The organism is Niabella pedocola (genome assembly GCF_021044425.1).
Lineage (GTDB): Bacteria > Bacteroidota > Bacteroidia > Chitinophagales > Chitinophagaceae > Niabella > Niabella pedocola.
In genome coordinates, this window is the sequence record NZ_JAJNEC010000005.1 from 1517822 (window position 1) to 1543905 (window position 26084).

General features: G+C 47.1%; 26 protein-coding genes. 9 read left to right on the forward strand and 17 right to left on the reverse strand.

Features of this window, described 5'->3' with window-relative positions; genetic code table 11:
* Positions 1-225 precede the first annotated feature (225 nt).
* Together LQ567_RS13930 and LQ567_RS13935 are read left to right on the forward strand one after the other, a co-directional pair.
* On the forward strand, positions 226-1233 hold the full coding sequence (locus LQ567_RS13930; protein WP_231005129.1) for a hypothetical protein: 1008 nt from the start codon (positions 226-228) through the stop codon (positions 1231-1233).
* Between the two features lie 21 nt (positions 1234-1254).
* Positions 1255-2772: an OmpP1/FadL family transporter gene (locus LQ567_RS13935; RefSeq protein WP_231005130.1), complete on the forward strand. Its 1518-nt coding sequence runs from the start codon at positions 1255-1257 to the stop codon at positions 2770-2772.
* Positions 2773-2996: 224 nt separating this feature from the next.
* Here LQ567_RS13935 and mutL read toward each other — a convergent pair whose 3' ends face one another.
* Both mutL and LQ567_RS13945 read right to left on the reverse strand, forming a co-directional pair.
* A complete protein-coding gene (mutL, locus tag LQ567_RS13940) occupies positions 2997-4844 on the reverse strand; it encodes a DNA mismatch repair endonuclease MutL (protein ID WP_231005131.1) in 1848 nt (615 codons plus the stop codon).
* Positions 4845-4878: 34 nt separating this feature from the next.
* Positions 4879-5037: a hypothetical protein gene (locus tag LQ567_RS13945; RefSeq protein WP_231005132.1), complete on the reverse strand. Its 159-nt coding sequence runs from the start codon at positions 5035-5037 to the stop codon at positions 4879-4881.
* Positions 5038-5165: 128 nt separating this feature from the next.
* Between LQ567_RS13945 and LQ567_RS13950 the strand changes: the two genes are divergently transcribed.
* Positions 5166-6140 (forward strand): deoxyhypusine synthase family protein, encoded by a 975-nt coding sequence (locus tag LQ567_RS13950; RefSeq protein WP_231005133.1) that lies wholly within the window; start codon positions 5166-5168, stop codon positions 6138-6140.
* Positions 6141-6327: 187 nt separating this feature from the next.
* On the opposite strand, the gene LQ567_RS13955 is transcribed toward LQ567_RS13950, so the two are convergent.
* The 10 genes from LQ567_RS13955 to LQ567_RS14000 all read right to left on the reverse strand — a co-directional run bounded on the left by LQ567_RS13955 (position 6328) and on the right by LQ567_RS14000 (position 18462).
* On the reverse strand, positions 6328-6876 hold the full coding sequence (locus LQ567_RS13955) for a hypothetical protein (protein ID WP_231005134.1): 549 nt from the start codon (positions 6874-6876) through the stop codon (positions 6328-6330).
* 257 nt (positions 6877-7133) lie between these two features.
* Positions 7134-8666, reverse strand: coding sequence for a M28 family peptidase (locus LQ567_RS13960; protein ID WP_231005135.1), 1533 nt, complete (start codon positions 8664-8666; stop codon positions 7134-7136).
* A 52-nt stretch (positions 8667-8718) separates the two neighbouring features.
* The gene (rpiB, locus tag LQ567_RS13965; RefSeq protein WP_231005136.1) at positions 8719-9174 is read right to left on the reverse strand and encodes a ribose 5-phosphate isomerase B; all 456 of its coding nucleotides are present in this window, start codon (positions 9172-9174) and stop codon (positions 8719-8721) included.
* Between the two features lie 11 nt (positions 9175-9185).
* Positions 9186-10034 (reverse strand): twin-arginine translocase subunit TatC, encoded by an 849-nt coding sequence (tatC, locus tag LQ567_RS13970; protein WP_231005137.1) that lies wholly within the window; start codon positions 10032-10034, stop codon positions 9186-9188.
* Positions 10035-10082: 48 nt separating this feature from the next.
* Positions 10083-11330, reverse strand: coding sequence for a hemolysin family protein (locus tag LQ567_RS13975; RefSeq protein ID WP_231005138.1), 1248 nt, complete (start codon positions 11328-11330; stop codon positions 10083-10085).
* 41 nt (positions 11331-11371) lie between these two features.
* Positions 11372-11998 carry a guanylate kinase gene (gmk, locus tag LQ567_RS13980; protein WP_231005139.1) on the reverse strand — a complete coding sequence of 209 codons (627 nt, stop codon included), beginning with the start codon at positions 11996-11998 and terminating at the stop codon, positions 11372-11374.
* A 117-nt stretch (positions 11999-12115) separates the two neighbouring features.
* Positions 12116-13516, reverse strand: coding sequence for a peptidylprolyl isomerase (locus tag LQ567_RS13985; RefSeq protein WP_231005140.1), 1401 nt, complete (start codon positions 13514-13516; stop codon positions 12116-12118).
* Between the two features lie 152 nt (positions 13517-13668).
* Positions 13669-16605, reverse strand: coding sequence for a translation initiation factor IF-2 (infB, locus tag LQ567_RS13990; RefSeq protein ID WP_231005141.1), 2937 nt, complete (start codon positions 16603-16605; stop codon positions 13669-13671).
* Between the two features lie 88 nt (positions 16606-16693).
* The gene (nusA, locus tag LQ567_RS13995; RefSeq protein WP_231005142.1) at positions 16694-17941 is read right to left on the reverse strand and encodes a transcription termination factor NusA; all 1248 of its coding nucleotides are present in this window, start codon (positions 17939-17941) and stop codon (positions 16694-16696) included.
* Positions 17942-17991: 50 nt separating this feature from the next.
* Positions 17992-18462, reverse strand: a complete 471-nt coding sequence (locus LQ567_RS14000; RefSeq protein WP_231005143.1) for an LSm family protein — start codon at positions 18460-18462, stop codon at positions 17992-17994.
* Between the two features lie 224 nt (positions 18463-18686).
* Between LQ567_RS14000 and LQ567_RS14005 the strand changes: the two genes are divergently transcribed.
* The gene (locus tag LQ567_RS14005) at positions 18687-18923 is read left to right on the forward strand and encodes a DUF4834 family protein (protein ID WP_231005144.1); all 237 of its coding nucleotides are present in this window, start codon (positions 18687-18689) and stop codon (positions 18921-18923) included.
* On the opposite strand, the gene LQ567_RS14010 is transcribed toward LQ567_RS14005, so the two are convergent.
* Together LQ567_RS14010 and LQ567_RS14015 are read right to left on the reverse strand one after the other, a co-directional pair.
* Positions 18924-19349, reverse strand: coding sequence for a YybH family protein (locus tag LQ567_RS14010; RefSeq protein ID WP_231005145.1), 426 nt, complete (start codon positions 19347-19349; stop codon positions 18924-18926).
* Positions 19350-19583: 234 nt separating this feature from the next.
* On the reverse strand, positions 19584-19985 hold the full coding sequence (locus LQ567_RS14015; protein WP_231005146.1) for a MerC domain-containing protein: 402 nt from the start codon (positions 19983-19985) through the stop codon (positions 19584-19586).
* A gap of 121 nt (positions 19986-20106) precedes the next feature.
* Between LQ567_RS14015 and LQ567_RS14020 the strand changes: the two genes are divergently transcribed.
* Together LQ567_RS14020 and LQ567_RS14025 are read left to right on the forward strand one after the other, a co-directional pair.
* Positions 20107-20727, forward strand: coding sequence for an SCO family protein (locus LQ567_RS14020; RefSeq protein ID WP_231005147.1), 621 nt, complete (start codon positions 20107-20109; stop codon positions 20725-20727).
* Positions 20728-20739: 12 nt separating this feature from the next.
* The gene (locus tag LQ567_RS14025) at positions 20740-21159 is read left to right on the forward strand and encodes a Fur family transcriptional regulator (RefSeq protein ID WP_231005148.1); all 420 of its coding nucleotides are present in this window, start codon (positions 20740-20742) and stop codon (positions 21157-21159) included.
* A gap of 96 nt (positions 21160-21255) precedes the next feature.
* Here LQ567_RS14025 and LQ567_RS14030 read toward each other — a convergent pair whose 3' ends face one another.
* A complete protein-coding gene (locus LQ567_RS14030; RefSeq protein WP_231005149.1) occupies positions 21256-21603 on the reverse strand; it encodes a phage holin family protein in 348 nt (115 codons plus the stop codon).
* Positions 21604-21754: 151 nt separating this feature from the next.
* Between LQ567_RS14030 and LQ567_RS14035 the strand changes: the two genes are divergently transcribed.
* From LQ567_RS14035 to LQ567_RS14045, 3 genes are all read left to right on the forward strand, one after another.
* Entirely contained in the window at positions 21755-21952 is a 198-nt protein-coding gene (locus LQ567_RS14035; RefSeq protein ID WP_231005150.1) for a hypothetical protein, read from the forward strand.
* A gap of 314 nt (positions 21953-22266) precedes the next feature.
* Positions 22267-23409: a DmpA family aminopeptidase gene (locus LQ567_RS14040; RefSeq protein ID WP_231005151.1), complete on the forward strand. Its 1143-nt coding sequence runs from the start codon at positions 22267-22269 to the stop codon at positions 23407-23409.
* Complete coding sequence (locus LQ567_RS14045) at positions 23406-24254, forward strand: aminotransferase class IV (RefSeq protein WP_231005152.1); 849 nt, start codon at positions 23406-23408, stop codon at positions 24252-24254. Before LQ567_RS14040 ends, LQ567_RS14045 begins: the two co-directional genes overlap by 4 nt.
* A gap of 23 nt (positions 24255-24277) precedes the next feature.
* Here LQ567_RS14045 and rlmN read toward each other — a convergent pair whose 3' ends face one another.
* Entirely contained in the window at positions 24278-25324 is a 1047-nt protein-coding gene (rlmN, locus tag LQ567_RS14050) for a 23S rRNA (adenine(2503)-C(2))-methyltransferase RlmN (RefSeq protein WP_231005153.1), read from the reverse strand.
* A 65-nt stretch (positions 25325-25389) separates the two neighbouring features.
* A complete protein-coding gene (locus LQ567_RS14055; protein WP_231005154.1) occupies positions 25390-26055 on the reverse strand; it encodes a response regulator transcription factor in 666 nt (221 codons plus the stop codon).
* Positions 26056-26084 lie beyond the last annotated feature (29 nt).

The following is a 26084-nucleotide window of genomic DNA, read 5'->3' on the forward strand; positions in this document are numbered from 1 at the left end:
AAACCATCCATCACAAACCGCTTCCCCTGTTGCATTTTGAACCTTTTCTACGTTAACTATGTTGTGAATTAACAACATATTATGCATCTTTTTTAACAAAAGAACGTCATTATTAACGTAACTTTATCAGCAATTGCAAATGTATATTTAAAAGGGTAACAATTAGCTGCAATTGGTGATTAATTATAACAATCTGATTCATAAACTATTTAATATCGCCAAAAAATGAACATCAGAACATTGATACTACTGCTTGGCTGCGCTTTCTTTATAGGGGGGTGTACCACGGCATACAAAACCGGCCAGACACCTGACGATGTTTACAGTTCCCCTGCACCTCCGCAGGATGAATATGCCAACGTTAAAAAGTCCGGCGAAAAACGGTATCGTGATTACGAATCATATGATGAAGATGAGTACGCCGATTATGACGACCGTTATCTGCGCATGAAAGTACGGAACCGTTACCGCTGGTCAGACCTTGATGACTGGTACTATTACGGAAACCGCTACAACTTCAGTTATTACAATAACTGGTATTACTGGAACGACCCCTTCTACTGGAACAGTCCCTGGAGCCCGGTTAGTTACTGGAACATGTATTATAACCCTTATTACTCCGGCTGGTACGGCGGAATCGGATTCGGCTGGGGCAATGGCTGGTACAATCCCTGGTACAGCGGCTATTATGGCGGATGGGGCGGCTACGGCTGGGGCGGATGGTACGATCCCTGGTATACCGGCTGGTACGGTAATCCTTACTACTACGGTTACGGCCCGGGTATCATTGCGGGTAACCGCGTCAATTACGGACCGCGTCGCGCCAATTTAGATACTTACAATCCGCGTGTGCTGAATTCCAATCCGAATTACAGCCAACGGAACGATGCCATGAGAAGAGAAGCGTACAGCAATGGTTCTTATGGTGTGCGTAATAACACGAGTGTAAATACCAATCCCGGCAATTCTTCCGGCAGCGGAAGGGCAGCGGCTATAAGGGAGCGGTACAACAGCCGTGGATACAATAGCAATACCAACTACAATAACAGAACGGAAAGTTACAATACCCCCCGCTCTGAAAATTATAATCAGCCACGGTCTGAAAATTACAGCAGGCCGAGTGTAGAGCCACGGTCATCCACCCCGTCCTACTCTCCCCCGGCCTCATCCGGAAGCAGTGGTGGTGGCGGCGGCGGCGGGCGCAGCAGTGGTGGATCCGGAAGAAGATTTTAATCTGTAAAAACTAATTTATCAATGAAGAAACTAATCATTGCGGCTATCGTACTAACCGCTGCAGGAACCGCGGTTGCTCAAACACCCGAGGATGCGTTGCGCTATTCCTGGCAAACAGCCGGCGGAACCGCGCGTGTTCAGGCATTGGGCGGTGCCAGCGGATCCATCGGCGGAGAGATCTCCACCCTGTTCTCCAACCCGGGAAATCTGGGGTTTTATAAAACGGGCGACCTGGTGATCTCGGGCGGATTGAATATGCTTAGTAATAAAACCAGCTATTACGACGGAACGGAGACCGCCAAAAAATCGGCGGGATTCTTTGGTACTTCCGGCGTTGTTTTTGGCAGCCAAACCAGGGGCAACCGGGCCATTAAAAGCTCTTCCTTTGGTATCGGTATTACGCGGGTGGCAGATTTTAACAACCGCGTAAGCTTTTACGGCATCAACAACAAAAGTGCCATGGGCGATATGTTTGCAGAAAATGCAAATGCCTTTGGAGGTCATGAACAGGATCCTTATGGCGCCGACATGGCTTTTAATTCTTACTGGATCAATAAGGATGGAAACGGAAACTATTCTTCACCGGCGGGAGCCATTGCCCGCAGTACCGGTTTATACCAGGAAGGCACGCTGAAAACCAACGGAGGCATTACGGAAGTTGCCGTTGGGGGCGGACTGAACCTGAATGACAAAGTATACCTGGGGGGATCGATCGGGTTGCCAACCCTGCGGTACGGTGCCACCCGGACTTTTGATGAGTTTGACCGCAGCGAAAATACCACCAACCAATTTGAATACGGCTATTTCGAAGACGACCTGGTCACCAAGGGGATGGGGGTAAACGTGAAACTGGGTGCGGTATTTACACCCACACAGAATTTCCGGATCGGTATCGCGGCGCATACCCCTACCTGGTACAGCCTTACGGATCATTATGATGCCTATGCAGAAGCAGGGTCTGAAAACAACCCCGATAATAAAGGCAAGCAGGTGAACAGCTGGCGGCCCGAACAGCCATCGGTTTATGACTATTCGTTGCAAACGCCTTATAAACTGCTGGGCAGCTTTACCTATCTTTTTGGCGACGTAAACAATGTTTCCAGTCAAAAAGGGCTGATCACCGCCGATGTGGAGTACGTAAACCATATGGCCTCAAAGTTTAAAGCATACGACGACAACGGCGTAGAAGATAAAAGCTATTTCCGGGACCTGAATACCGCCATCGACAATGCCTATAAAGGAGCTGTAAACGCACGCCTGGGTGCCGAGTTAAAATTCAATACCATTATGGCCCGGTTCGGTGGCGCCTATTATGGCAACCCGTATAAGAACCTGGCAGGAGAAAAAGGAAATGTTTACCAGGGCTCTGCAGGTTTAGGCTATCGTAACCATGGTTTCTTCATAGACCTGGGTTATATTTACACCGCCAGGGATGATGTGTATTATCCTTATCGCCTGGAAAACAAAAGTGCTTTTGATCCGGCAACCATTAAAGCCAATGGATCAAGAGTGGTACTCACATTGGGTTTCAAGATTTAACACATATCGCTCTCTGATGATTTAGTTATTGCCTCCGGAACGATCCGGAGGTTTTTTTTGTGTTGTATCCATCTATCGCCACGCTGAAAATGGCATTCCGTTCCGATAGATCCTGAAACAAGTTCAGGATCTATCGGGTCATTGGCATTACCCTTATTGATTTTGCTGCGCAAATAAAATATCGGCAAGGCCAACGGCTATAGCCAATTTTGATACCGCCCCATTTACCGTCCAAACATTTTTTCGATCTGGTCCTGTTTAAATTCCAGGTAGGTAGGGTTACCATCCGGAGCCGTGTTAAAGGGCTCGCACTGGAACAGGTCGGTTACCAGTTGCCGCATTTCGCGTTCGGTTAAACGGTTACCATTCTTTACCGCCCGCTGCCGGGCAAGGGAGCGGATCAGTTTTTCCCGGTTAGACACGCGGATATCGCTGCTGAAATGTTTGTATTGTTCCAGGGTAAAATCGATCAGGTGCTTTTCATCGGTATCCTCCAGATCAGCCGGTGTACCCTGTACCACAAAACTATTTTTGCCAAAAGGTTCTATTTCATACCCCAGCATCAGCAAATCCGGCAACAGTTCACCAAGCAATACCGCATCCGAAGGCGAAAGCTCCAGGGTTACCGGAAACATACTTTTTTGAATGGTGACCGGCGCTCCGGCCGCAGCCTCTTTCATTTGTGTATACAATACCCGCTCATGCGCCGCCTGCTGGTTAATGAGCAGGAAACTTTTATCTGCAGGCATAATAATATAAGTATTCAACACCTGGGTGAGTTCTGTATCCCCGTCTACTTCAAACCGGTTCCGCTTGTTTTGGATCACCAGGTGTTGTTGCTGTGCTGTTTTCTCATAGTCAAAAAGGGCTTCTTCCCTGGGAAGGGGCTCATAAAAATCTCTCCAGCTTTTCAACTCCTGGCCGGAGGGCTTTTCAATAAAATGCGCCTGGTGCTTTTGCGTAAATCCCTGGTATAAGGACGAACCGGATGCCTGCTGCTGCTGATCGCTTGTAAACGGCTGGCTTACAGAGGGCAGTTGCTGAATGGAGGCATCCAGGTCAAAATCCAGGGTGGGTGTAATACTAAATTGCGCCAGGGCATGCTTTACAGCGGCCTGCACAAATGCATACACGATCTTTTCATCTTCAAATTTGATTTCCTGCTTGGTAGGATGCACATTTACATCCACCTGCGTCGGATCCAGGTCTATAAATAATACATACATCGGAAAACTGTCTGCGGGCAGTAGTTCCTGGTAAGCACTCATCACCGCATGGTTCAGGTAGGCGCTTTTAATAAAGCGGTTGTTTACAAAAAAATATTGATCCCCCCGGGTCTTTTTGGCAGTTTCCGGCTTGCCCGTAAACCCGTGGATGTTCATATAATCTGTTTGTTCGGCTACAGAAACCATTTTGGCATTATAGCTGTTGCCCAGCAATTGAACGATCCGCTGTTTCAGGCTGCCCGGCTCCAGGTGCATTACTTGCTGGCCATTGCTGGTAAGGGTAAACAGGATATATGGAAAGGCCATGGTTACCCGCGTAAATTCCTCTACAATATGTCGCATCTCCGCCGCATTGCTTTTTAGGAAATTCCTTCGCGCCGGTACATTAAAAAACAGGTTCTTCATGGCAATACTGGTACCGTTTGGACTGGCCGCGGGTTCCTGCGTAACCACTGTGCTGTTTTCTACTTCTATGTATGTACCGGTTTCATCCTCCGGCCGTTTGGTCTTTAGCGCTACCTGCGCTACGGCAGCAATAGAAGCCAGCGCCTCTCCGCGAAAACCCATGGTATGAATATGAAACAGATCATCAATATTCCGGATCTTGGAAGTGGCGTGCCGTTCAAAACACATGCGGGCATCGGTTTCGCTCATACCACTACCATTATCAATTACCTGCAACAACGTTTTGCCGGCATCCACCACAATCAGCTGAATGGCGGTAGCCCCGGCATCTACGGCATTTTCCAGCAGCTCTTTTACAGCGCTGGCCGGACGCTGGATGACTTCACCGGCGGCAATCTGGTTAGCAATATTATCAGGTAATAAAAGAATCTTATCAGACACGGTATCTTGAGTTTTGAACCGGTAAAGGTACGCTTTACGGCCTAAATCTTCCGGGGTAACCGATGGGAATTTCAGTAGTTACGAGCTCCGGGGCCAGGGCAAATACTGTCCCGCCTTCCGGAAGTGTTTCATATACTTCCATAGCGGCTCTTGGCGGACGCTGGTATTTTTCTTTTGCCATTGTAAGTCCCATAGAAGCAAGTTAAAAAATAATCGGGTCATAAAGATTTCACACGGCCGTTTTCATCAAATCTTTATTTTTGTCCCTCGCAATGTCTCACCTTATTGTGATCTGAAGGCGGAGTAAAATTCAAAAAAATCATGAGTAAAGGACCTGTTTCTCAATTTATTGAACATCATTACCGGCATTTCAATGCAGCGGCACTGATCGATGCGGCCAAAGGTTATGAAGCCCATATGAATGCCGGCGGTAAGATGATGATCACCCTTGCCGGTGCCATGAGCACGGCCGAACTGGGTATTTCGCTTGCTGAAATGATCCGTCAGGACAAGGTACAGATCATTTCCTGTACGGGTGCCAACCTGGAGGAAGATGTGATGAACCTGGTGGCACATTCCCATTACAAACGCGTTCCCAACTACCGCGATCTCACGCCGCAGGAGGAATGGGACCTGCTGGAAAACCATTACAACCGGGTAACAGATACCTGTATTCCCGAAGAAGAAGCCTTCCGTCGCCTTCAGAAACATCTTGTAAAACAGTGGAACGACGCGGAAGAAAAAGGCGAACGCTATTTTCCGCATGAATTCCTGTACAAAACCGTTCTGAGCGGAGACCTCGAACAATACTATGAAATCGATCCGAAAGACAGCTGGATCGTTGCAGCAGCAGAAAAGAATATCCCGATCGTGGTTCCGGGATGGGAAGACAGCACCACCGGAAATATCTTTGCCAGCTATGTAATCAAAGGCGAATTAAAAGCCAGTACCGTAAAAAGCGGAATCGAATACATGACCTGGCTGGCCGATTGGTACCGCAATAACAGCGAAGGCACAGGTGTTGGCTTTTTCCAGATCGGTGGCGGTATTGCGGGCGATTTCCCCATCTGTGTGGTACCTATGATGTACCAGGACCTGGAATGGCATGACGTACCGTTCTGGAGCTATTTTTGCCAGATCAGCGATAGCACTACTTCCTTCGGCTCCTATTCCGGTGCAGTGCCTAACGAAAAGATCACCTGGGGGAAACTGGATATTCATACCCCAAAATTCATCGTGGAAAGCGATGCTACGATCGTAGCGCCCCTGATATTTGCCTGGCTCCTGGGCTGGTAAACAATTTCAAATACAGATCAAATCAGAAAGGGCCTTATGGCCCTTTTTTATGCTGCTGTAAAATTTAAAAGAGGGCTCCCATCCCTGTTGCCGTTGCTCAAAAAACCAAATTTCGGATGGCCCTGTGTTGCTGCTATAACAAGAAATGGGCACAGGGAGCCCCTCTTTTAATTACACGAAAGAACTACTATTTTGCAGTGAAACTGGCGGTGGCCCCAGCCGAAGTAACCACCAGCACACTGGATGTAAGCTGCTGAACAGCCCAGGTAACCTTGTTAGAAGAAGCTCCCTTTACCGTCAGGTTGCCCGAAGCATCTACCTGTAATAAATTGCAATATGCCTGTATAAAGGCATTAAACGCCACCAGTCCCCCGGTATAGGCATTTACAACCGCCTGCAGGTTAGCGGCGGCGCCGCCGTTCACCGTATAGCTGATACTGATATTTGAAATTTCAATATTATTTCCATCATAGCTCCATGTACCGGTTACCAAAGCCCCGATGCTGCTATAACTTCCGGCACCGGCTATCGCACTGTTCAGGTTCACACTAAAATTATGATTGGCACTAAAAGTGGCCACGGGCTTTTGTTCACCGGTTGTAGCAGTTGTATTGGTTTGCTGCCAGGAATGGGCTTCAAGCTTTTGTTCATCAGCGGATCCGGCATCCCCGTTTTCTTTGCTGCAAGCCAAACACAATACGATCATCAAGGTAGGTAAAAGAAGGTTCAAACGCATATATACAATTGAATAGATAAATGGAACAGGTGCACAAGATAGGCGTGCATTATGAAGGAAAGGTGAGCTCCTTGGGAGAGGGCACAAAAAAGAGGCTGTCTCAAAAGTCGTTTTACAACATGATGTCATTCTGAACTTGTTTCAGAATCTATTGACAAGCAATCATCTTTAGATGCCGAAACAATCCCGACTTATCGGGACGGCATGACAAAATAGAGACGTTTGATACAACCTCTTCAAAAATCAGTTGAATAGGCTTATTCGGGTAATTTCAGGTCCCGTTTCAACATGGCGTCCCTGTTAGCCATTTCCCAGGCGGTATAAAAGATCATCTGCGCTCTTTTAGCCATCAGCGGAAAATTGATCTTATCGATCGTATCGGTGGGTTTGTGATAATCGGCTTTTAACATCCCATCATAAAAAAACAGGATCGGAACACCCTTCCGGGCAAAGTTATAATGATCGCTGCGGTAGTAGATACGCTCGGTATCATTCGGATCGTCAAATTTGTAATCCAACACCAGCTTGGTGTATTTGTTGTTCATTCCCTCGTTGATCACCGGGAGGTCGGTACTCAATTTATCATGTCCGATCACATATACATAATTCAGCGTATCGGCGCTCATGCGCTCCGTATCAATTCGGCCGATCATATCAATGTTCAGGTCGGCAGTAGTTTTATCCATCGGGTATACCGGGTTTTCTGAATAATACTCAGAGCCCCAAAGGCCTTTCTCCTCCCCGCTCACCGTCATAAACACAACGGTCCTACGCGGACCTTTACCCGCTTTTTTGGCCAGGGCAAATGCTTCAGCCATTTCAAGAACGCTTACCGTTCCGGAGCCGTCGTCATCCGCGCCATAATAAATATTTCCTTCCGCGTCTTTGCCAACATGATCATAGTGCGCAGTAATGAACAGATACTCATCTTTTTTGTCGGTACCTTCAATCACTCCCAGCACATTGGAAGCCGTAGCCCGGTCTTTCTGCAACTGGTAATTCAAGGTTACGGATCCCTGGTTCATTCCCGGCTTGGTTTGGCCGTTATCGAGGGCTGCCTTTATTTCTTCGAAGCCGTGACCGCTCACTTTTTCAACAACATCAGCACTGATATAAAACACGGGTGCCGCCTTGCCCGGGGCCTCTTTTTCCCATTCGGGCCGGTAACTTACCTTTATTTTTGAGCGGGGTGGGATCTCCTTGGTAGCAATGAAAACGGCACCAGCACCTTTCGCCAGGGCATTTCTGACCTTGGCAGTAAATGTAGTGGAGGCCAATCTTCCCTGCACCGAAGGCGTAAACCCCTTAGGGCTTCCGGCAATAAGCACTACCAGTTTCCCCTTCACATCCAGTCCCTCATAATCGTCCCGGTTCTGATCCACTATGCCGTACCCAACAAATGCATATTCGCTATAATTGAGGTTTAGTTTGTCGTCACTGGTCCATATGGGCGCCACTTCATCTATTCCTTTAAAAGGCATCCCGTTAATGGTTAGGTCCAATACGGCCAGCGAATCCCTGGACAACTGGTAGGTTTGCCGGAAGCTTCCGTTGTTGCCGGGTTTCAGCCCCAGTTTTTTGAAATGCGCCGTAATATATTCTGCGGCTTTCTCCAGCCCTGGGGAAGGCGTATCCCGCCCCTCCATTTCTGCACTGGCTATTACATTTAAATGATTTTTCAGATCGGTGGTGGTAATGGATCGCGCAAAAGTTTGCGGATCAGCCTTTTTTTGCGCCGTTCCTGTTATGGCGGAGCAAACAGCAGCCACGGCAAAAAGATGCTTTATCATATTTCTCATTTTCTGTATTTGAGTCCGTTAACCCACCCGGCGCCGGATTGTTTTAACCGCAGCAGATCTTATCCACCCGGTTTGCGTGGCGGCCGCCTTCAAATGCGGTGCTGATGAATGCTTCCACCATTACCTCCGCCACATCCTCCGGAATAAACCGGGCAGGTATGCACAGCACATTGGCATTATTATGTTTGCGGGCCAGTTCGGCAATCTCCTTATCCCAGCAAAGTGCCGCCCGTACGCCCTGGTGTTTATTGGCGGTGATGGCAACGCCGTTACCACTGCCGCAAAGCAGGATCCCAAATGCATATTCCCCGCTTTCAACCGCAGCGGCCACGGGATGGGCAAAATCCGGGTAGTCGACCGAATCGGAAGAATGTGCCCCAAAATCTTTAAATGCCAGCCCCTTCCCTTCCAGGAAAGAAATCACATACTGTTTATACTCAAAGCCGGCATGATCACTGCCAATGGCAACGGGCTTCTGTGTATCAAATATTGTTTCCATAAAAAATATTTTTAGCTCCACTCTTCCGGGTTCTCTAATTTTCTTTTCCGCTCAATCTTCGACGCCAGTGCCACACTTACCTCAAAAAGGATATACAGCGGTGCGGTAACCACGGCCAGGCTAAACGGATCCGTAGTGGGTGTAATGATGGCTGCGGCAATAAGGATTACCACAAACGCGTGCCTGCGGTACTTTTTCAATACGGTACCTGTAAGAATTCCGGATTTGGCCAGCAGCAATACCAGTAACGGCAGCTGGAACAGCACGCCGATTCCCACGGTGGTATAGATCACGTTCTCCAGGTAGTCTGAAAATGTGGGAATGATCTGGATTTGATCGCTGAGCTTATAATTAAAATAAAAGCTTACCATCAGGGGCGTAAGAATAAAATAGCCAAACGCCACTCCCAGGAAAAATAATACAGACACCCAGAAGATGATCCCGGATGTTCCTTTCCGCTCTTTATCCGACAAGGCCGGCTTTACAAAGCGCCAGATCTCCCAGAAAATATACGGAAAGGCCAGTATAAACCCTCCTACAAAGGCCACCGTAAAGGAAGCAATGAACTGTCCGGTCATGGTGGTTTCCTGGAACTTCGGCTCAACCTTAAGGCAAAGCCCATCAATGCCCATTCGCTGTCCCATCGAACAAAGCCATTTTACAGAAATAAAGTCCGGCCTTGTGGGGCCGAAAATAATGTCATCCACAAAAAAGTTGGAAAACATAAAAACCACAATGGCACAAATCACCACTGCGATCACGCTGCGTATCAAATGCCACCTTAAAACTTCCAGGTGGTCTATAAAGGACATCTCATCCTCGCCACCACTCCTTTTCTTTAAAAAATCCAGTAAAGCCATCGTATATCAAAAATGGAGGACAAAGATGCGTATAAAATGCTCAAAAGTCTATTTTAATTTTTTGATTTTCACCATCTCGATCCGCGTATCATTTACCCCAAGAATATCAAATTCAAAATCGCCGATAATGATCCGTTCTTTCTGGGCGGGAATGGTTTCATAAAAATTGATAATATACCCCGAAAGGGTTTCTGAATCTGCCTTATCTTCAAATTCAAAATCGTATTTTTTTTCCAGGTAATCCAGCTCCATCCTTCCGGAAAAGATGTATTCATCCTCGGATATCCGTTTTTCCACAAAAAGCTGGGTATCATACTCGTCCCATATTTCCCCAAAAAGTTCCTCCAGCACATCTTCCATGGTAATAATACCCGCAGTACCACCAAACTCATCCACTACCCAGGCGATGCTTTTTGACTCTTTGCTGAATTTATTAATCAGCCCCACAGCCGTCATACTCTCCGGAACAGCAATAATGGGGATCAGGATCGACGCAATATCCGCCGGCTTTTTAAACAGATCCAGCTCATGGGCAAAGCCCAGGATATTATCGATGTTCGACTCATAAATAATGATCCGGCTTCGCTTTGTTTCTACAAATTTCTGAATCAGGGATTCAACCGGCGCATTTACATCCACAGCAATGATCTCTTTGCGGGGCACCATGCTCTGCCGTATTTTGATATTAGCCAGTTCCTGCGCGTTCTCCAGGAGATGGGTGCTCGTTTCTTCGCGCAACGTTTTCTTACTGTCGCGGAACATAAACTGCAGGTCGTTCCGTGCAAACGGCGATTTGCCCTTATCCAGCCGCACATTAAACACATACTTCAGGATCCAGTTAGACAGCCGGAAAAGCGCCGCAGTGATGGGATACAGCAGCCATAAAAAGAAATTGATGATCACTGCCAGCCGGCTGAGCAGGGTATTACTGTTTGCCCTGAAAACCGCCCGGGGTATGAATTCTACAAATATCAGGATGATGAGGGTGTTAAAAGTGATCTCCAGCAGGATTTGCGCCGTGCGCGAATTGATACCGCTTTTTTGCCAGAAAGGGATCAGTACTTCACTGGTTTGCAATACAAAGATGGTAAGGGCCGTGATATACCCGATTACGGTTGTTCCCCAGAAGATCGCCGGCATATCCACAAACTTACCCAGCAACCGTCCTGTTAAGGTGCCTTGTTTTCTTTTTAGCTCAATGTTCAGCCTGCTGGCGCCAAAGAAAGCCATTTCCACGCCGGCAAAAAAGATCATGAACAGCAAAGAAACGATCCACATTAATAGCTGCCATTCCATAAGATAAAGATAAATAAATTGCTACATCAAACCGCCTTTGTTCAGGCAGGTAAATTCAGGAATTTTCGCACCAGCGCCTCGGTTTCCGCACAGGCCTCTTCCAAGTCATCGTTTACCACCACTTTATTAAAATGGTTCATAAACGACAACTCATACTCCGCTTTATTTAAACGGGTTTGCAGCGAGTCCTCGCTTTCGCTCCCCCTGGAAATCAGCCGTCTTCTTAACTCCTTTACGGAAGGCGGCTCAATAAACACAGACAGGCTCTCTTTAGGATATTGCTGCTGCACATGAATGGCACCTTTAACATCAATATCCAGCAACGGGTATTTGTCTTTCTTCCACAACCGCTGCAATTCACTTTTCAGGGTGCCGTAGTATTTACCTTCGTATACCATTTCCCATTCTACAAACTCATTAGCCTTGATCTTTTTTGTAAACTCCGCCTCACTGATAAAATAATAATCCCTGCCATCCACTTCCCCGGCCCGGGCAGCACGCGTGGCTGCAGAAATGGAAAAGGACAGCTGGGGTATTTTTTTTAATAAATGATGTGTAATGGAAGTTTTCCCGGCACCCGACGGCGCAGTAAGAATAATAATTTTATGGTTTGCCTTTGCACCGGTAGCTACCGGAAAATATAAAAACGGCCGATTGGTAAATATCATGCATCTGCAAAATACTAAATATTAGCGATCAGACAAATAATATCCCGTTCCCTGAAAACGGGATCAGCATACCTTTTACTTCCGGAAAAATTGGCCTGCAATTGCAGGCTGAGGCGATTAGAACCCCCGGTTTTCGGTAGTCTGGTATTTCAGCAGACTGGGGCAGCCGCCGGCAGCATCCTTATCTACCAGGATATAAAATGTAGGAATCTTTTTCTGCAGCCATTTGTCCAGCTCCTGGTTCTTTTTTTGGCCCAACGCCATGTCTGCAATCTTGGCATAGTCGTCGTTCAGGTTCAAACGGTGTGGTTCCGAACGGGATTTCAGGTACACCAGCCGTACGCCTTTTTTACCCTGGTCGTTGGTAAAGTTTACCGGCCGCGAGAGGTCGCCCACCTTCATATCCTTGATGGTGTTTACCATATCCTTATCCAACGCATCAATGTTTACATAGGTAGAACCATCCCGGTTTAAAACATAGGGACCATAATTTTTTACATTTTCATCATCGCTGTACTTGTAGGCCGCATCTTTAAAGCTGATCTTTTTGGCTTCGATTTCCGCATGAACGGAATCGAGTTTTAAGCGTGCTTCTTTTAACTCGTTTTCGGTAACCGGCGGAATGCGAAGGATCATTTTGATTTTGGCATTATCGCCGCGGCGGCTTATCTGCTGGATCAGGAAAAAACCGAACCGGTTCGATTTTACCGGCAACGATATTTCACCGGCTTTCAGGCGAAAAGCGGTAGAAAGGAATACCGGATCCCAGGTCGATTTATCAGAGCGGTTGATTTCATAAAGCCCCCCGCGTTCGCGGCTTCCCGGGTCTTCCGAAACCCGTTTTGCCAACGCATCAAAAGTGGTGGAACCCGATTCGATCTGCTTTTTATAATTCACCATCTCATTATAAATGTAGTCGTCCACATCCTTGGATGCCGAAGGCAGGATGGAGATCTGCCCTACTTCAAGCTCAGACTCCAGGAATGGCAGACTGTCTGCCGGTACTTTTTCAAAAAATGTTTTTACTTCTGTGGGCGTAATATGCACACCGCTAACCACTTTATTTTTCATGCGCTCGGCCAGCATCTGCTCTTTAATCAGCGGGCGTTGGTCGTCCTTTAACTGGTATACGGTTTTTCCCGCTACCGACTCCAGTTCAGCCTGGCTGCCGAATTGCTGAATATAATAACGGATCTTCATATCCAGCTGCGCCTCCACCTCCTCATCGGTCAGTGGGATCGAATCCCGTTCGGCCTGCAATGCCAGGATCTTCGACAGCATAATCTGCTCCATAATGATACAATTGGCATTAGGAGGAAGGGTCTCACCCCGGCGCGGCGCATCATTCAGTTCATTCTGAACATCTGAATTCAGGATGATCCGGTCGCCTACCACACCTATAATTTTATCAACAACCTGCTTGCTCGCCTGTCCCTGTGCGGTAACAAGCGTGGAAAATAAAATACCTACAGCAGCCAGTATGCCTTTTACGGAAAAAAGACCTGTTCTTTTACTCATAATAAACATAGATCAAAATTAGCCTTGCCCGGGGCATCCTGCTCCAAACAGGGCTCTATTTAACAAAAGTTTGTTGCCCCTTTCTGTGCAACGAAAAACACCAGCCGGCGTTCCGACTGATGTTTTACCTGTATTTTACGATCCGGGATGATTTATAAAGTACGCTTCACTTCTTCCAGTTCGTACGCCTCTACTACATCACCAACCTTGATATCGTTGTAATTCTTTATCGTTAAACCACACTCCATGCCGGTCAGCACTTCCTTGGCATCGTCTTTAAAGCGCTTCAGAGAGCCCAGTTCCGCCACTGCATTTTCACCCGTGGGGTAGATTACGATACCATCGCGGATCACCCGAACCTTGTTATCGCGTTTGATACGGCCATCCAGTACAAAACATCCCGCAACCACAGCCTTATCAAATTTGAACACTTCACGGATCTCTACGTTACCCACAATCTTTTCTTTCATGGTGGGCTCCAGCATACCTTCCATCGCACTCTTCACTTCGTCGATTGCGGTGTAAATGATCGAGTACATCTTGATTTCGATGCCGGCATTGCTGGCCAGGTGAGATGCCTGCTGCGACGGGCGCACGTTAAAGGCGATCACAATGGCATCGGAAGCTTCCGCCAGCACGATATCACTTTCATTGATCTGACCTACACCCTTATGAATCACATTTACAAGGATCTCTTCTGTAGAAAGTTTTTGTAACGAATCGCTCAGTGCTTCTACCGAACCATCCACGTCACCCTTAATAATCACATTGAGTTCCTTAAAGTTGCCCAATGCCAGGCGACGGCCGATTTCATCCAGCGTAATATGCTTCTTGGTGCGCATACCCTGCTCGCGCAGGATCTGGGAGCGGCGGTTGGCAATGCTCTTGGCTTCTGATTCTTCTTCGTATACCTTGAACTTTTCACCTGCCTGAGGCGCACCGTTCAAGCCCAGCACTACTGCCGGAGCTGAAGGACCGGCGGCATCTTCACGTTTGTTCCGTTCATTGAACATCGCTTTCACACGACCGTAGTACTGACCACTCACGATCAGGTCACCCGGGCGCAGTGTTCCGTTCTCTACCAGCAATGTAGCCACATATCCGCGTCCTTTATCCAGGGTTGCTTCAATGATGGTACCCGTAGCTTCCCTGTCGGGATTGGCTTTCAGGTCCAGCAGCTCTGCTTCCAGTAATATCTTTTCCAGCAGCTTATCTACGTTCAAACCTTGTTTGGCACTCAGCTCCTGGCTTTGGAATTTTCCGCCCCATTCTTCCACCAGGATATTCATTTGCGATAACTGCTCATAAATCTTCTGGGGATTGGCACCGTCTTTATCAATTTTGTTAATGGCAAAGATCATAGGTACACCGGCAGCCTGTGCGTGACTGATCGCCTCTCTTGTTTGCGGCATCACCGCATCATCGGCGGCCACTACGATTACGGCAATATCGGTAACCTTGGCACCACGGGCACGCATCGCTGTAAATGCTTCGTGACCCGGCGTATCCAGGAAGGTGATCTCTTTTCCATCGGCCACTTTTACACGGTACGCACCAATGTGCTGGGTGATACCCCCGGCCTCACCGGCTACCACGTTCGCATTCCGGATATAATCCAGCAGCGAGGTCTTACCGTGGTCTACGTGACCCATGATGGTCACGATCGGACTTCTTGAAACGCGTTCTGTTTCGTCGTCTTCCTCATCGGCCTCCTCTTCCATTTCCATCTGCTGCTCCATATCAATAAAGGAAACATCGTATCCAAACTCACTGGCCACCAGTTCAATTACCTCCGCATCCAGACGCTGGTTGATCGACACCATGATACCCAGGCTCATACACTTGCTGATTACATCTGCAAAACTTACATCCATCAGGCTTGCCAGCTCGCTTACGCTGATAAATTCTGTTACGCGTAATGTTTTATCAACACCTTCTTCCTCCATGGCTTCGGCCGCCTCGTTGCGTTTATCTCTACGCGCCTTGGCACGCATGCTTTTCTGCTTGTTACCACCACCGCCGCTCAGTTTTGCCTGTGTTTCACGGATCTTCTCCTGGATCTCTTTTTCATCGATCTGCTTCTCTTCGCGGTGTGGCCGGTGACGGTCTCTGAAGTTGCCGCCTTTTCCATGATGCCCGCCGCCGCCATGATGCTGGCCACCGCTGCGGCCACCCTGGCCCTGCTGTCCGCCACCACCAGTATGCGGTCTGCGCTGATCCGGATCTGCCTTCACTTCTTTCTTTTCGATCGGAATACGTTTCCGTTTCCGTTTTTCATCACGTTTCGGGCGCGTATCATTATCTACCGGCAATTCGATCTTACCCAGGATCTTCGGACCCTCGATCTTTTCTGCCTGGATATTGCTGATTTGTACTTCTGCCGGTTTTTCTTCTTCCACCGGAGGAGGCGTTTCCTTAACAGGCGCCTTTTCTTCCACCGGAGGTACTACTGCTACCGGCTCTTTGGGCGCTTCAACAGGCTCCTCAACTTTCTGCGGTGTGGCCTCTACTGCAGGCGTTTCTTTTTTAGCCGCCTTTTTCGGACGGGTAGAAAAATCGATCGCAGACAGATCAATCTTACTGATGATCTTTGGTCCGCCAATATCCCGCGTTGGCGCTTTTGCTACAGGCGCTTCTTCTTCAGGTGTTTCCGCCGGAGCTTCCGCCTCAGCAGGCTGCGGAGCAGGGGGTTCCGGCTCTGCTGCGATAGGGGCTTCCGCCTCTTTAACCGGAATTTCGGGCTCCGCCACAGGAGCGGGTTCCGCCACCGGTGACGGGGTTTCCGCAACCGGTTCTTCTTTCGTCGCCGGACGAACAGCCGGTTTTGGCGACTCTTCCTCCTCGCGACGCTTTTTATTCTCGCCACCCAGTCCTTTTGGTAAGTCAACCTGGTCGCTGATGATCTTTGCGGCCTTGTCTCCATGAAATCCCTGTTGCAGGGCAAGATACATGGCATCGGTCAGCTTAGTGGAAGGCTTTAAATCATCCCGCTCAAAACCTTTGCCTACTAAGAACTCAACAAGGGTATCCTGGCCGATGTTAAATTCCTTAGCCGCTTGTAATAATCTTGGAAGTTTCTTTTCTACCATAAAATTTTTTATCCCTTATTCCGCTTTTTAGCGGAACGTTTTGTTTATCATTCACACCAATTCCTTTAATGAAGCCCGGGTAGCTTCATTATTCCCGCTCCAGTTCTTCTTGTAAAATTTTCCGAACGTCGTCAACTGTTTCTTTTTCCAGGTCGGCTCTCTTTTCAAGTTCGCTGGGCGACATCCGCAGTACGCTGCGTGCCGTATCACATCCGATTTTCTTTAATGCATCAATGACCCACTCATCAATTTCATCCGCAAACTCTTCCAGGTCCACATCAAATTCTTCCTCTTCATCCTCGGTATCCCGGTACACATCCAGCTCATAGCCGGTAAGGTCTGAAGCCAGTTTAATGTTCACCCCTCTTTTACCAATGGCCAGCGACACCTGGTCGGGCTTCAAAAAAATGCTGGCGTGCTTGCCTTCCTGGTCCAGGCTCATGCTGGTAATTTTTGCAGGGGTCAGCGAGCGCTGGATCAGCAACTGTATATTGGTGGTATAGTTGATTACATCAATGTTCTCATTTTTCAATTCCCGTACGATGCCATGGATCCGGCTTCCCTTCATACCCACGCAGGCACCCACCGGGTCAATCCGGTCGTCATAGGACTCTACTGCTACTTTTGCTCTTTCACCTGGTTCACGAACGATCTTTTTAATCGTGATCAAACCGTCAAAGATCTCCGGCACTTCAATTTCCAGCAGCTTTGCAAGAAAATCGGGTGAGGTCCGGGAAAGGATGATTACCGGGTTATTGTTCTTCAGATCCACCCGGATCACCACAGCGCGGATGTTTTCGCCCTTTTTAAAATAGTCCTGCGGTATTTGTTCGCTCTTGGGAAGGATCAGTTCATTGCCTTCTTCATCCAGCAGCAGGATTTCTTTTTTCCATACCTGGTACACCTCAGCACTGATGATTTCACCGATCCGATCTTCGTACTTCTTTGCCAACACATTTTTCTTCAGATCGCTGATCCGCCCGGCCAGTGTTTGTTTGGCAGCCAGGATGGCCCTGCGGCCAAAATCGATCAGATCGATTTCTTCGTACAGGTCTTCACCCACTTCATAATCCGGCTCCAGTTTCACAGCCTCCGAATACGCCACCTGGGCCAACGGATCTTCTACCTCCCCGTCTTCCACGATGGTACGGTGCCTTACGATTTCCAGGTCTCCTTTCTCCGCGTTCACGATCACATCAAAGTTGTCATCGCTGCCGTATTTTTTACGGAGCAATGTTTTAAATACATCCTCAACAACTTTCATCATTGTAGGACGATCTATATTTTCTGCATCTTTAAAATCCTGGAATGCCTCAATTAAATTAATACTTGCCATAGTGAAGTACGATTTACCTTAGTGAAATCACAGCCCCTGAGCTGTTACTTTTAAAATTTAATTTGAATTTTTGTTGTTTTAATTGTTTCCAATAAAATAGTGTGCGCCGTTTTTTCCATCTTTTTGCCGCGCCCGCTGGTGGTTTCCACCACAATGGCGTCGTCGTTTACAGCTAACAGCGTTCCTTCTGTTTTTTGGCCATCCAGTTGCAATACTTCCACATTGCGGCCGGTATTTTTTATATACTGCCGGTGTAGTTTTAACGGCTCATCCAGTCCGGGAGATGATATCTCCAGGGAAAAATCGCCGTCGGGGAACAAATCTTCTTCTTCAATCTGCTTATACAATGCCCGGTTGTATTTTACCAGGTCATCGATCCCCACACCATTGTCACCATCAATAAATATCTTAAAGTTATTGGTAGGCTTTATGCGGATGTCTACTAAAAAATGAGACGGGTTTCCCACCAGCAACGCAACTACTTTTTCCTGTAAATTTTGAATTATTGCCTCCTTATCCATATTTCTGAAAAAAGAAGAAGGGAACGCCTCCGTTCCCTCTGTCTCCTTTTCTGCGGCAAAATTAAGACAATTGCAGCAAAAAGCGAAGTTTTTGCAGGTATTTTCTCAATAAAGCAGCAGGAACATTTGTTACCACTCCGGGAATTGTCTAAAAAGCCGCCCTTCCACAACAATTTTACGGCTACAGCGTTATTTCTGTGTAATTTAGTACCATATTTTAGCACATGTCTGTTATCTTATACGCCTTATTGTTTTTTTTCCTGTACAACCTGATTGTAAAAGTGGTGTTGCCGGTATACCGTACTACCCGCCAGATCAAAAAACAATTCTCCCAGATGAAACAACAATTCCAGCAGCCGGAAGCGGCCACGCAGCCAGGCAGAACCGCATCGCAAACACCGCCGCCTCCGAAAAGCGGATCCAAGCTGGGTGAGTATATCGACTTTGAAGAAGTGAAATAATTAGCTGCTGTGATCCTGGATGATCTTCCAGTTTCCGGCGATCTTCTTAAAAACCAGGGTAAAATGACCATCAAGGTCGCCCATTTTCCGGGAAAGTTGCCATTTCCCTACCACATTATAAAAACCGGGTCCCAGGGGTTGTACCTTCAGCAGCGTAAACTTCAGTTGCCCCATTTCATCTCTTGAAGGATAGGCTTTCCGGTAATGATCGAGTGTTTGCTGCCAGCCATAAGTAACGCCCTTTTTGCCTACAAATAACAGGGAATCATTTTTCCAGTACGTATCCATAAATGCTTCCAGGTTTCCCTGGTTCCAGGCCGTAGTTTGCTGCTCCATTACTGCCTGTATTTTCTGCACATCACCCGGCTGCGCCCGGAAGCCTGTAAATGCGATGCAGAATAAAATAAGGAAACTGTATTTATTCATAACTCGTTGGATTCTTTAATCGCTAAATCCATTCAAAGTTATCATACCCGGATCAATACCGGTACTGTTTATTTCACGTTTAAAGTTTCAGGCAGGCATCCTTTAATGCTTGTGGAGTATTGGTTATTTTAAATTCCCGAAGGGGAAGCGCTTCAGGTTAGATCCGGCTTGATATTTAACGCTCTGCTTTTACGGGCTCAAAGCTCAATTCTCGAATCTCAAATCTGACCGCCACTAATAATGATCATGGTCACAATCATCGGCGTGTGCGTGATTATGATTCCGGCAGTACCGGTAGTTGACGATATGTGCCGATATGATAAAAACAACCGCGGGAATCAATAACAGCGCATGATATTGAAGATATACCTGCTTCAGCACTAAAAAGAAAATACCCGTTGCAAACAGCAACAGCGGCAGTTTTTTATGGTGATGATACTTATAACCATGCCGCAGTGAATACACACCAATCACAAAGGCGAGGGCGATCATTCCCAATTCAAAAGCCACATTTTCAATGATATTGACCCCAAAAAGCGGAAGACTTGCCATAAACAAAGGCAAAACTGCGCAATGAATGGCACAAATCACCGAAGCAGAAATGCCCAGGGCATCCCAATTAATTTTTGACCGCATGTTGCAAAATTATAAAAAAAGAAACATTGTTGCAAATATTTGCCATACTTCTTCTGGAATAAACGTTTTCGGACGTTAATTGTTAAACTGTTGGAATAACTTTGCACTTTAATTTTCAATAATGTCAAAAAAAGCTATTTTTTATACCTCATTTTTTGTGCTGCTATCCATAGCGTTCTATTTAACAGCGGTTTATTTTATTCCGGGTTTTAACGACCGCAAGCTGGAACCCGTGAGCAAGGTGGGCCAGTTTGCCTTTACAGATCAGGATGGAAAACCGTTCTCCAATAAGGATGTGGAGGGCAAGGTATACGTAGCCGAATATTTTTACACGACCTGTCCGGGCATTTGCCCGATGATGAATGATAACATGAAGCAGGTGTATCAAAAATACAAAGGTACCCCCGGCTTCCTGATCGTATCGCATACCTGCGACCCGGAGCGGGATTCTGCCGCCCAGCTAAAACATTATGCCGATTCGATGAACGTGGATACCCGGCAATGGGTGTTTTTAACCGGCCGCAAGGATAGCCTTTATAAAATGGCGCGATTGAGTTACACGATCGATGATCCCAAAAACTATTTCAATTCAAACGAAGATGATTTTTTGCATACCCAGTTTTGGGCGCTGGTAGACCGGAAAGGAAATGTACTGAAAATTTATGATGGGTTGAAACAGAAGGAGATCAACCGGTTGATTGCTGATATTGGAGACGAGCTAAAAACAACATCAAAAAATTAATTAATTTTAGATATGGATAGCATTGTTCAGATCTTAAAGCAAAACAATTTAAGTGTAACGGACGGACGCCGGAAGATCCTGTCCTTATTCCTGAACAGCAACGGCGCCCTGGCACATGCGGATATTGAAAAAAATACCCATAGCCATTTTGACCGGGTAACGGTTTACCGCACCCTGCAATCCTTTGTGGATAAAGGCATCATTCACACCATTCCAACATCCGATAACAGTATCAAGTATGCATTGTGCAAAGACGAATGCGGGGAAGGACATCATCATGATCATCATGTGCACCTGGTGTGTACCCGTTGCGGCAATACGTTCTGCCTGGATAACGTGGTAACACCAACGGTTAAACTGCCCAGGGAGTATACGATACAACAGGTTGAAGTAGTGGTAAAAGGCATTTGTAAATCCTGCAATAACCCATAAAAAAAAGCCCTGATGTAGAAACATCAGGACTTTTGATTAATGTTTTGACTAGCTGCTAATTTACAGCCCTAAACCATTTTTTCCAAATAAAATATCTTAATTTTTGCCGCCTCCAACCAGTGAATATAACACGGAAGAACCCAGAGAAAGCAAAATACTGAATATCAACGCCCACCAAAATCCGTTTACTTCCACCCCTTTAAAAAAGTTGGCTGCGATCAATACCATAAAGGCATTAATCACCAGCAAAAAAAGCCCCAGCGTAACCAATGTTACCGGAATGGTAAGGATCACCAGCACGGGTTTTACAATGGCATTCAGCAAGGCCAGCACCAGGGCAAACAGCGCTGCGGTTTTAATGTCTGCCACTTTTACACCCGGCAATATTGCAGGTAGTAAATATGCGATAAGCCCTGTTATAAGCACTTTTAGCAAAAAATTCATTGATCGGAAATCTATATTAAAAGTTAAAGGTAGCTAAAATTGAAGGATTCTGCATGGAAACCAATGATCTTTTAAGCGGCTTCTCCATCCATTGGAAAATATATCACGCTTTTTTGGTAACTTGTAATAGTAAAAGTTAGCCTCAAAAGAAATGATGATGAATCCGCAAGAAAAACATAATGAAAACAAAAAAGAGGATTTAAAAGAGCATCCTAAACATGAAGGAGATCCGCAGGAAGATATGGAAGGACCGGTATCTTCTCTGTTACAACGGGGAAAAGAAACCATTGATAAGATTGGAGATAAGAAAGGACATGTGGAACATCCCGAAGGAAATGATAAAAAATAAGGCTTTCTCCTGCGCGTTTCTGTACCATCCGCCCTATTGCAGCGGAATGAATGCTTTTAATCCTCACCAGGTGAGATAGTGATCCTGTTTCACCAGGGTTATAGTATTTTGATGTTCCGATACCCCCCGGTAAGGACTACCTGTACGCATTGTACCATCTCCCGTGGATAAACCATTTTACAAAAAGGACCTGCAATTCAAAAATTCTTCCCGGTCTGCCGTTATCTGCTGCACATGATCAGCACCGGCATTTATAAGCAGTTGCAGCTTTTTGCAATTTTCAAAACGGCGCATATTACCTATATTTAATTTCTATGAAGCATTTATGCTGTTTTGGTATGCTTTTGCTGGCTGGTGTTTTGTATACAACCGGAATTGCGGCACAACGGGCCGTATCTGAAGTGCCTGTCAGGATTGGTGTGCTGCCCCGTGGGCTTTATAACGCCATCACGGATGTGGAAGGTGTAAAAGTGGGACATAAAACGCTGATCAGCGGCACCGCTGTAAGAACTGGCGCCACGGTTATATTACCCCATGGCGGAAACCTCTTCCAGGAAAAAGTACCGGCGGCCATTTATGTGGGCAACGGCTTTGGCAAATTAGCCGGCATTACCCAGGTTCGGGAACTGGGAACACTGGAGAGCCCGGTGATACTCACCAATACCCTGAACGTGGCAGCCGGTATCAATGCGGGCATCAGCTATACGCTTGCACAAAAAGAAAACCGGGAAGTGCAGAGTGTGAACGTTGTGGTAGGGGAAACCAACGACGGTTATTTAAATGATATCCGCGGCCGGCATGTAACTGAAAATGATATCCAGGAAGCCCTTCAGCATGCGGCCTCCGGAAAAGTAGCCCAGGGTAATGTGGGTGCCGGTACGGGCACCGTTTGTTTTGGATTTAAGGGGGGCATTGGTTCGGCCTCCAGGGTACTTCCCAAAGCTTCGGGGGGATATACGGTAGGTGTGCTGGTGCAAACAAATTTTGGAGGGGTACTGGAAATTGCAGGCGTGCCCGTTGGCAAAGAACTGGGCAAATACTTTTTAAAAGACCAGCTTAACCATCCGGTTGATGGAAGCTGTATGATTGTGGTAGCTACCGATGCACCACTGGATGCCCGCAACCTGGAGCGGCTGGCCAAGCGGGCCTTTATGGGACTGGCCAAAACGGGTGGCATTGCCAGTAACGGCAGCGGTGATTATGTAATTGCCTTCTCTACCAATAAGGGATTACGGGTTACGCATGCACCAAAAGTACCGCTTTATGCTACGCAAACCCTTTTTAATGATGACAGCTCTCCGCTTTTTCTGGCGGCAATTGAAGCCACCGAAGAAGCCATTATCCATTCCTTATTTGCAGCAGCTACCATGACGGGGTACAAGGACCATAAGGTAGATGCATTACCCAGGGAAACCGTTATTTCAATTTTAAAAAAATACAACCGATACCAGCCATGATATGGACTTTTGTAAACAATACTTTTGAACCGGAAGAAAAAGCAACACTGCAAACAGGCGATCTGGCCCTGCAACGGGGTTATGCCGTTTTTGATTATTTCAGAACCGTTGATCATGTTCCTCTTTTCCTGGAAGATTACCTGGACCGGTTCTTCCACTCTGCACAAACCCTTTTTATTACCATCCCCCATACCCGCTCCCAGGTGCGTGCGATTATTGCCGAACTGATCAAAAAAAACAACCTGCCCGAAAGCGGCATCCGCATGATTGCCACGGGTGGCTATTCGCCGGATAGTTATACACCCGTACAGGGAAATCTGATCCTGCAGCAACAGCCCCTGCAATTGCCGGATATGGCAAGGTTTGAACGCGGCATCCGCATTATGACCTATGCCTATCAAAGAGACCTGCCCGCCGTAAAATCCATTAATTACCTGATGGGAATCTGGCTGCAAAAGCAGTTAACGGAAAAGGGTCTGGACGATGTATTGTATGTTCAGAACGACCTCATTTCCGAGTTTCCCCGGGCCAATATTTTTATCATCACCAACGGGGGAACCCTGGTTACACCGGCACATAATGTGTTAGCCGGCATCACCCGGAAAAAAATACTGGAATTTGCCGGGGCCTTGCTGCCGGTAGAAACCCGCGATATATCTGTAGCGGAATTGAAAAATGCGGCAGAAGTTTTTATGACCAGTACTACCAAGCGCATTTTGCCGGTAACGGAAATTGACGGCATCCGGATCGGGAGCGGAACAGCCGGCCCCTTAACACGGCAGTTGCAGGAGCAGTTTATACGGTTACAGGAATCCGTTACAACAGCGCCATACAGCCGCGCTTAACACCGGCGTATGGACACGAGCCCTTAGTTTCCTTTATTGGCGAGCTGGCCACAGGCAGCGTCAATATCCTTGCCCCGGCTGCGCCGTAAACGGGCGTTCACCCTGTTCTTTTCGAGATGATGCATGAACGCATCCACCTTTTCTTCTGAAGGTTTGGTGAATTTTGCAAACGCAATGGGATTGTATTCGATCAGGTTCACCAGGTCTGCCGGCACCTGCCGGTAAATCTTGATCAACTCATCAGCATCTTCCAGGGAATCATTGAAATTATTAAACAGGATGTATTCGAACGTGATTTCGTTCTTTGTTTGCTTGTAAAAATAATTGAGTGCCTCAATCAGCGACTGGATATTGTTACTGTCGTTGATGGGCATGATCTCATGCCGTTTTTTGTCGTTGGCCGCATGCAGCGACAGGGCCAGTTTAAATTTCACCTGGTCATCGCCCAGTTGCCGGATCTGTTTGGCAACGCCGGCGGTGGAAACGGTGATCCTCCGGGGACTCATGCCCAATGCATCCGGCGAAGTGATTTTTTCTATCGCCTTCAGCACATTGCGGTAGTTTAACAAGGGCTCACCCATTCCCATAAATACGATATTGGTGAGTTTTTTATCATATACTTCCAGCGACTGCTGATTGATCAGGGCCACTTCATCAAAGATCTCATCAAAACTCAGGTTCCGCTTCCGCTCCATATAGCCGGTGGCACAGAACTTACAGCTTAAACTGCAGCCGATCTGCGAGCTTACACAGGCGGTCTTGCGTTCATCGGTAGGGATGAGCACACCTTCGGTCAGATGCCCTTCCACCGTTTTAAAACGGGTTTTTATGGTACCATCCTCAGAATGTTGTGTCATATCAACACCAAGGGCCGGAAACTGAAAGGCGTGTTGTAATTTCTGGCGCAGCTCCTTACTGATATTGCTCATGGCTTCAAAGCTTTGTACCGGCTTCAGCCACAACCAGTCATACACCTGCCGGGCCCGGAATTTTTTCTCTCCGATGGATAAAAAATAATCCTCCAGTTCTGTAAGGCTGAGGGTACGGATATTCTGCTGCTTTGTGTTCATCCGGCAAAGATACGCCGGTTTTGACTTTCCGGTTGTTTCAATATACCAAAACGGGTTGGCGTTCCCTAGTTGCCGCTCCCAAATACCCTTATAGCCTGTGCTTTTGAAGTCACATGCAGCTTCCGGTATATATGGGCAATATGATTGCGAACCGTATTGGGGCTTACATTCATTTGATGCCCTATCTCCTTGTATTCCAGCCCCTCAACCAAAAATGTCAACACCTCTTTTTCCCGGCTGCTCAGCTTAAATGCATCCGCATCCTGCCTGGGTGACCCGCTTTTCAAATCAACCGTAGCATTCATCAGTAAGTTGAGGGCCCTCCGGGCAATACTTGGCGACATCGGGGCTCCTTCGTTGTTCATTAACTGGGTAATGGCCTTCTTAATATTTTCGATGGGCTCATCTTTGAGCAGGTAGCCGCTGGCACCGGCTTTTATAGCGTTAAAGATCTTCTCGTCTTCTTCGAAGATGGTAAGCATCAGAAACCGGACCTGGGGATACCGCATTTTACCCTGCTGTATCGCCTCCACTCCGTCCATCAGGGGCATATCAATATCCATCAGTACCACGTCCGGGCAAACCGATTGGCGGGCAGTCCGCATTTTCTCCAGGAAATCGCTTCCGTTTTCGGCGGTAAACAGCACTTCATATTTGCCGGCCTCACTTAGTTTTTCCTGCAAGGTCTTTCTCAGGTGCTTTTTATCATCTATAATGGCAATATGTATCATATGCTTTTTATTAAAATTACAGTAGCCTC